At 69.3% G+C, this 7120-nt stretch carries 8 protein-coding genes; 3 read left to right on the plus strand and 5 right to left on the minus strand.

The features are described from left to right. Nucleotides 1–155 precede the first annotated feature (155 nt). Together G6018_RS00925 and G6018_RS00930 are read right to left on the minus strand one after the other, a co-directional pair. Nucleotides 156–1355 (minus strand): TerC/Alx family metal homeostasis membrane protein, encoded by a 1200-nt coding sequence (locus G6018_RS00925; protein ID WP_179524262.1) that lies wholly within the window; start codon nucleotides 1353–1355, stop codon nucleotides 156–158. Nucleotides 1356–1423: 68 nt separating this feature from the next. Next, entirely contained in the window at nucleotides 1424–1918 is a 495-nt protein-coding gene (locus G6018_RS00930; RefSeq protein ID WP_241731209.1) for a DUF4442 domain-containing protein, read from the minus strand. Nucleotides 1919–2020: 102 nt separating this feature from the next. Between G6018_RS00930 and G6018_RS00935 the strand changes: the two genes are divergently transcribed. Beyond that, on the plus strand, nucleotides 2021–3484 hold the full coding sequence (locus G6018_RS00935; RefSeq protein ID WP_182638492.1) for a fatty acid desaturase: 1464 nt from the start codon (nucleotides 2021–2023) through the stop codon (nucleotides 3482–3484). A gap of 43 nt (nucleotides 3485–3527) precedes the next feature. Further along, entirely contained in the window at nucleotides 3528–4163 is a 636-nt protein-coding gene (locus tag G6018_RS00940) for a TetR family transcriptional regulator (RefSeq protein WP_241730643.1), read from the plus strand. A 49-nt stretch (nucleotides 4164–4212) separates the two neighbouring features. On the opposite strand, the gene G6018_RS00945 is transcribed toward G6018_RS00940, so the two are convergent. Continuing rightward, nucleotides 4213–4971: a PaaI family thioesterase gene (locus tag G6018_RS00945; protein WP_179524022.1), complete on the minus strand. Its 759-nt coding sequence runs from the start codon at nucleotides 4969–4971 to the stop codon at nucleotides 4213–4215. A gap of 12 nt (nucleotides 4972–4983) precedes the next feature. Between G6018_RS00945 and G6018_RS00950 the strand changes: the two genes are divergently transcribed. Further along, nucleotides 4984–5805, plus strand: coding sequence for an SDR family NAD(P)-dependent oxidoreductase (locus G6018_RS00950; RefSeq protein WP_187700525.1), 822 nt, complete (start codon nucleotides 4984–4986; stop codon nucleotides 5803–5805). A 92-nt stretch (nucleotides 5806–5897) separates the two neighbouring features. Here G6018_RS00950 and G6018_RS17505 read toward each other — a convergent pair whose 3' ends face one another. Together G6018_RS17505 and G6018_RS00960 are read right to left on the minus strand one after the other, a co-directional pair. Continuing rightward, complete coding sequence (locus G6018_RS17505) at nucleotides 5898–6596, minus strand: PaaI family thioesterase (protein ID WP_182617359.1); 699 nt, start codon at nucleotides 6594–6596, stop codon at nucleotides 5898–5900. A 40-nt stretch (nucleotides 6597–6636) separates the two neighbouring features. Beyond that, nucleotides 6637–7120: PaaI family thioesterase (locus tag G6018_RS00960; protein ID WP_182638493.1), on the minus strand; the 484-nt coding region annotated here is incomplete at its 5' end.

The following is a 7120-nucleotide window of genomic DNA, read 5'->3' on the forward strand; positions in this document are numbered from 1 at the left end:
GCCGCCGCGCGGTCGGGCCTGTGACCCGGGTGCGGGCGGCGTGCTCCCGGCGCTGCGGTCACTGTGGCCGGGGACTCTGCTGCTCCCACCGCTCCTCGGGGAGCCGGTCGCCGACCCGCTCGGGATGTGGGCCGGCCGGAGCGCGTAGTCGCCGGTCAGCGGGTGTAGTCGGTGGCGCGCTCGTAGCGGGCGTGATCGTCCCACACTCTGCGGAGCAGCTGTTCGAGCTCCCAGACGTCGCCCTCGGAGCCGAAGTACTTGCGGTCGATCGACTTGAGCTTGTCCTCGTTCTGGAGGATCTTGGCCCACAGCTTGGCGCGCTCGACGGGGTCGTCGGTGAAGTTCTTGTTCAGGTACTCGTGCGAGTGCCGCTTGAGGTTGCCGAGCACGGTGAGCGCCTTCCCTGCCGGGCTCACCAGCGAGGCCACGACGGTCACCACGAGGACGGTGATGATGACGCCCAGCGACAGGTAGGTGGGTACCTCCACCACGCTGACGTGCTCGCCCTGGTTGATGAACGGCAGGTTGTTCTCGTGCAGGGCGTGGAGGATCAGCTTGACGCCGATGAAGCCCAGGATCGCCGCGAGGCCGTACTTGAGGTAGACGAGGCGGTCGAGAAGGCCGTCCAGCAGGAAGTACAGCTGGCGCAGGCCGAGTAGCGAGAAAGTGGTGGCGGTGAAGACGATGAAGACGTTCTGGGTGAGGCCGAAGATCGCGGGGATCGAGTCCAGCGCGAACATGATGTCGGTGCCGCCGATCGCCACCATGACGATCATCATCGGCGTCATGACCTTCTTGCCGTTCTCGATGGTGAACAGCTTGTCGTGGTCGTAGTGATCGGTCGCCGGGATGAACTTCTTGGCCAGACGCACCACGAAGTTGTCCGCGTCGTCGTCCTCGTCGTCCTCGGCCAGGAGACGGCCCGCGGTGACGATGAGGAACAGCCCGAACACGTAGAACAGCGCGCTGAACGCGTTGAGCAGGGCGGCTCCGACGAAGATGAACCCGGTCCGGGCGATGATCGAGAACACGATGCCGAACAGGAGTGCCTTCTGCTGCCCGGCCCGCGGGACCTTGAAACTGGTCAACAGGAGCAGGAACACGAACAGGTTGTCGACCGAGAGCGCCTTCTCGGTGATGTACCCGGCGAAGTACTCCACGCCCATCTGGTTTCCACCGAAGATCCACACGAGGAAGCCGAAGGCTATCGCGATGCCCACGTACGTCGCGGACCAGATGGCCGACTCCCTGAGCGTCGGGATGTGTTCCTTGCGCACGTGAAAGAAGTAGTCGAACAGCAGCAGTGCGACGATCAGGCCGACGGACAGCGACCAGGCGAGCGGGGTGGCTCCCAACGGGAGTCCTTTCCGAGGAGGGCCGGGGACCGGATAATCCTACGCGCCTCGGGCCGGTTTGCCCCCGGTCAGCTCTTCCGCCTGATGAACATCGTGTGCTGCGCCTCCACGACCGTCGTGCCGCGGCTGTCGCTCACCACCGCGGTGTGGACGACGCTGGTGCTCGGGTGGTCGTTCAGGCGCTCCCTGATGGCGTCCGCCTCGGGGCCGGGGACGTCCACCACGCACCGCAGTCGGCCCCGGCCGGGGGCCCGGAAGTCGATCGTCGCGCTCTTGGTCCACACCTGGTAGCCGCCACCGAGTTGCCCGGACAGCAGCGCCCCGTAGAGGACGTCGGTCGCGGCGAACAGTGCACCGCCGAACGCGGTGCCGTTGGTGTTGGCGGTCCACGGTGCGACGTGCATGCTCAGCTCTCCGCGGGTCCAGTCCGGGGCGATGTGCCGGATGCGGATCCCGGACCCGAGCAGAGGGGGGTACAGCGAGGCCAGCAGGGGGAACGCGCGGGGAGCGGGCGCACGGCGGCGGGCCTGCAGGGCAGGGTGCCCGACGAGGTCTCTGGACAAAAAGAGGGTCCCTGTCTAGACAAACGGCTGATGTTTGTCTAGATTTGACCCACTAGGTGGCGTGCGACACACGCCGCCGGGCTCGATCAAGGGAGACTTGTGATGCACACCGACCTCCAGGCAGGGGAGACCGCGGCGCAGCCGTACCCCTGGACTGACGGCAAGCGATACCTGTGGCTGCTCGGGCTCATCCCCGCCGGCGCCCTGTTCATCTCTCTCGGCTTGTTCTCGTGGTTCTCCCACGCCGGGTGGGGCACCGCCGCCGTCGTGGCGTGGTTCGTCGCCCCCTTCGTCGTGTTCGTCTTCATCCCTCTGCTCGACATGGTCGTCGGGGTGGATGGTCGGAACCCGCCGGAGGAGGTCATCGAACGCCTGGAGGCCGACCCCTTCTACCGGTGGTGCACCTACCTGTACCTCCCGGTGCAGTACGCCGCCCTGATCTTCGCCTGCTACCTGTGGACCGCCGACGACCTGTCGTTCTTCGGCCACGAGGGCGGGCTGGGGCTGGTGGCCAAGATCGGCGTCGCCTGGGCCGTGGGCATCGCGGGGGGCATCGGCATCAACACCGCCCACGAACTCGGACACAAGATCCAGAACTCCGAGAAGTGGCTGTCCAAGATCGCGCTCGCCACCACGGCCTACGGGCACTTCTACATCGAGCACAATCGTGGGCACCACGCCCGCGTCGCCACCCCGGAGGACCCGGCCAGCTCGCGGCTCGGTGAGTCGTTCTGGGCCTTCCTCCCGCGCAGCGTCATCGGCTCCCTCATCTCCGCCTGGGAGCTGGAGAAGAACCGCCTCGAGCGCCTCGGCAAGTCACCGTGGACCCTGCGTAACGACAACATCAACGCCTGGCTCATGACGCTGGTCCTGTTCGGCGGCCTCACCGCCGTCTTCGGACTCGAGGTCCTTCCCTGGCTGATCCTGCAGGCGGTGTACGGGTTCAGTCTGCTGGAGGTCGTCAACTACCTCGAGCACTACGGGCTGCGCCGCAAAAAGCTCGACAGCGGTCGTTACCAGCGCTGCCGGCCCGAGCACTCGTGGAACTCCGACCACCTGGTCACCAACATCTTCCTGTACCACCTGCAGCGCCATTCGGATCACCACGCCAACCCGATGCGCCGCTACCAGGTCCTGCGCAGCTTCGAGCAGGCCCCGCAGCTGCCGTCCGGGTACGCCACGATGATGGTCCTGGCCTACGTGCCGCCGCTGTGGCGCAAGGTCATGGACAAGCGGGTGCTGGCCCACTACGACGGTGACATCACCCGGGCCAACATCCAGCCGTCCAAGCGCGAGAAGATCCTCGCCCGCCACGGGGTCGATGCGGCCGCCGCCGGCTCCACCGCGGTGGCGGAGAAGGTGGTCGCGGACACCGACATCGCCGCCGACCAGACGTCGCCGACCGGCGAGTACGTGTGCCCGAACTGCGGGCACCACTACTCCGAGGCGGCCGGCGAGCCGCGTGAGGGATTCCCGCCCGGGACCCCGTGGTCGGCGATCCCCACCACCTGGCGGTGCTCGGACTGCGGCGTCCGCGACAAGGTCGACTTCCTGCCCGTGAAGTAGCCCTCCACCACCCGCGGACGCCAGATCAGGAACAATGGACCTCATGCCGCGCCGCCCCTCCACCAGTGACCGACGCTCCTCCGGGGATTCCCAGGGGGAGCGTTGGTCGCCTCGCCTCACCGTCTTCGACGCGATGCACGAACTGTTGGAGTCCCGTGACTGGTCGGCCGTGACCATGTCCGACGTGGCCAAGGCCGCAGGACTGAGCCGCCAGACGCTCTACAGCACGTTCGGCAACCGTCAGGGCCTGGCCCAGGCGTACGCGCTCCAGCTGTCGGAAACCTTCGCCGGCGAGATCCGGGACTCCATCATCAGGCATCCCGGGCAGATCGAGCTGGCCCTGAGTGAGGGGATCAACGGCTTCCTGCGGTCCAGCAGTCGTGACCCGCTCATCCGGGCGCTCGTGACGGGGGACATCAAGCCGGACCTGCTGCGGCTGATCACCACCGAGGCGGGGCCGCTCATCGAGCGCGCCACCGAGGTGCTCGTGCCGGCCTTGTCCGAGAGCTGGATGCGGATCGAGGCGAGCCAGGCCCGGCTGGCGGCCTCGATCATCGCCCGGATCGGCATCAGCTTCATCTCGCTCCCGCCCGAGGACCCGGACCAGTTGGCCTCGGGCCTGACCGAGGTGATCGCCCCCTACCTGCAGAAGGTCGTGCAGGTCGACCTCCAACACTGAGTCGGCGGCGCCCCGGGGTCGACACCCCGGGGCCAGGTGTCGGGTCCGGTCAGGCACCGTCCCCCACGGTCGACCGCTGGTCCGGGCGACCCGGCACCGCGACGCTCGCCTCGAGGAAGAGCCCGCGGGCCTCGACGCACAGCCGGTCGCCCGCGTGGATGGTCGCCTTGGTCCAGGTCTTGCGGCCGTCCACCTCGTCCACCCACGAGCGGAACGTCAGCGGCCGCAGCAGCGGCGTGGGTGACCGGTAGTCGATCTCGTAGTGGGCCGTCATGCCGTAGCGGCCTCCCCAGTGGTTCGCGAAGCCCATCATGTGGTCGATGATCAGCGCGCTGATCCCTCCGTGGACGCACCCGGGAGGGCCCTGGTAGGCCAGTCCGAGCGTGACCTCCGCCGTCACCGACCCGTCGTCACACCCGGAGAACCGCACCGGCGGGGCGATCGGGTTCTCCGGACCGCCGACGGGGTTGGCCCGGCGGGACCCGGCGCCGGTCCACATGGCCTCCAGCCGACGGGCCGGCTCCGGCACGCGGGGCTCGAGGAGGTCCGCGACCTCGGCCAACCGGTCCGCGATGTCCCCCAGCTCGACCTCCGAGTGGGCGAGCCCGGCGATCGCCTCACGCAGCCTGCGCAGCTCCGCCACCGAACGATCGAGATCCGGATCCGGCGTGGGCAGGTCGGGGACCGCGATCGGATCGAAGGTGTCCCCCAGTCGCTCCCGCATGCTGCTCAACTGGAAGTCGTCCACGCCCTCGATCCTCGGGAGCGGACCTCGGCCGATTTCAGGACTGTCGCTGTCGTTGGTCATACTCTGGAGACTATGTCGACACCCGTCAAAAAGAAGCAGATCGATCCGTCCACGTACGGCCCCTGGGCTCTGGTCGTGGGCGGCAGCGAGGGAGTGGGTGCCGAGATCGCCCTCCGCCTGGCCGACGCCGGCGTCTCCTCCGTGCTGGTCGCCCGCCGGAGCGGACCCCTCGAGGAGACCGCCGAGGCCGTCCGCGCCCGGGGTGTGGAGTGCCGCGTGCTCTCCGTCGACCTCACCGGGCCCGGTGCCGCCGACGGGATCGCCGCCGCCTGCGAGGGACTGGACGTGGGGCTGGTGGTCCTCAACGCCGGGGCCAACACCTACGGCGCGGAGTTCGCCGAGTCGGACATGGAGCGGGTCCAGCAGGTCATCGACCTCAACATCACCTCGCCGCTGGCGGTCATCCGGCACTTCGCCCCCGCGCTCAAGGCCCGCGGCCGGGGCGGCATCGTGGTCATGGGGTCGATGGCCGGCTACCTCGGACACGCGGACATGAGCATCTACTCGGCGGCCAAGGCGTTCAGCCGGGTCTTCGTGGAGGGGCTCTGGCTGGAGATGCGCGAGCACGGGGTCGACGTGGTCGAGGTGATCCTCGGCGTGACCCGGACCCCGGCCATGATCCGCGCCGGTCTGGACATGGATCTCCCGGGCATGACCGTGAGCGAGCCCGCCGACGTCGCCGACGAGGTGCTCGCGTCGATCGGCGAGGGCCCGGTCCACGTCTGCGGCGGGGAGGGCAATCTCAAGGGCGTCGAGTTCAGCTCCGGAGTGGAGCGCGGCCGGATCGTGGCCGGGGCGCACAAGCGGATGAAGGCCCTACGCGGCGAGGGCTGAGCGGCTCCACCGACGCGTCGCGTCCCCGCCCCCCGGGACCCCGGACGCCGGCCCGCTCAACCCGGGACCGGACGCCGGCCCGCTCAGCCCGGTCAGCCCTCGATGGGACGGTCCCGCTGCGCGTCCGAGATCCCCCTGGGTTCGATGAACAACGCCTCGGCGCGCGCGCACAGCGTCTCGCCGGTGTACACGGTGGCGCTGGCCCAGATCTTGCGGCCCTCCACGCGGTCCTGTCGCGCCTCGAACCGCAACGGGGCGTACAGCGGGGTCGGCGAGATGTAGCTGACCCTCAGGTCCGCGGTCAGGCCGACGCTCTTGGCGGCGGCGTTGGCCAGGCCCAGCATCTCGTCGAAGACCAGCGCGACGATCCCCCCGTGCACGCACCCGGGAGGGCCCTGGTACTCGATGCCCAGTCGCAGATCCGCCCGCACGGTCGCGTCGGGCAGAACTACCGGCTCGAGCGGCGGGGAGACCGGGTTACGGCTGCCGATCGCGGGGTTGGAGGCGAGATGCTCCGGAACGCCCCAGGTCGCGTAGTCGGAGGGGCGCACCATGGTGCCGACGGCCTCGAGATGGTCGGCGAGCTCCCGGACGGTCCTGACGGCGTCGTGGACGTCGTCGAAGCGCGACCCCGCCACGAGTCCCCGCACCCGGCGCAGTTCTCGGGCCAGGTCGGTGGACCCGGAGGCGTCGTCGTCCTGGCGCAGGAACGGGGCCCCCTCCTCGCCGGCCGAGGCGGGATCGGTCGTACCGAAGGGGCGGTCGTCGGTGGCGGAGGTATCGGTGGTCACGAAAACCGAATCTACTCCGCATTCACCCGGTCACCGCCGGTCACCCTCCCGCGAGGCGGCGCCGGTTCTCCAGGAGCAGGCCGCCGGGTTCGACGAACATGCCCTCGGCGGTCGCGCACAGTCGATCGCCCGCGTGGATGGCGCCCTGCGCCCAGATCTTGCGCCCCTCCACTCTGACCTGCCGACCGGTCACCACGATCGGCTCGAGGACGGGGGTGGGGCTGCGGTAGTCGACGTCCAGGTAGACGGTCATCCCGGTGGTACCGGCGTGGAAGTTCGCCCGGCCCAGCACCACGTCGAACAGCAGCGAGACCACTCCGCCGTGCACGCACGCGGGCGGGCCCTGGTACTCCAGACCCAGCGTCACCTCGCCGCGGAGGGTCCCGTCGGCCAGGATGTCGAACCCGATCGGCGGGGCGAGGGCGTTGGAGCGGCCCACCACCGGGCAGTTGGTGACGTAGTCACCCGACGACCACGTGACCGCCTGCCTGCGCTCCGTGCTCGCCGAGGCGGCCTCCAGCCGG

This window comes from Dietzia sp. DQ11-44 (assembly GCF_014145205.1).
Lineage (GTDB): Bacteria > Actinomycetota > Actinomycetes > Mycobacteriales > Mycobacteriaceae > Dietzia > Dietzia natronolimnaea.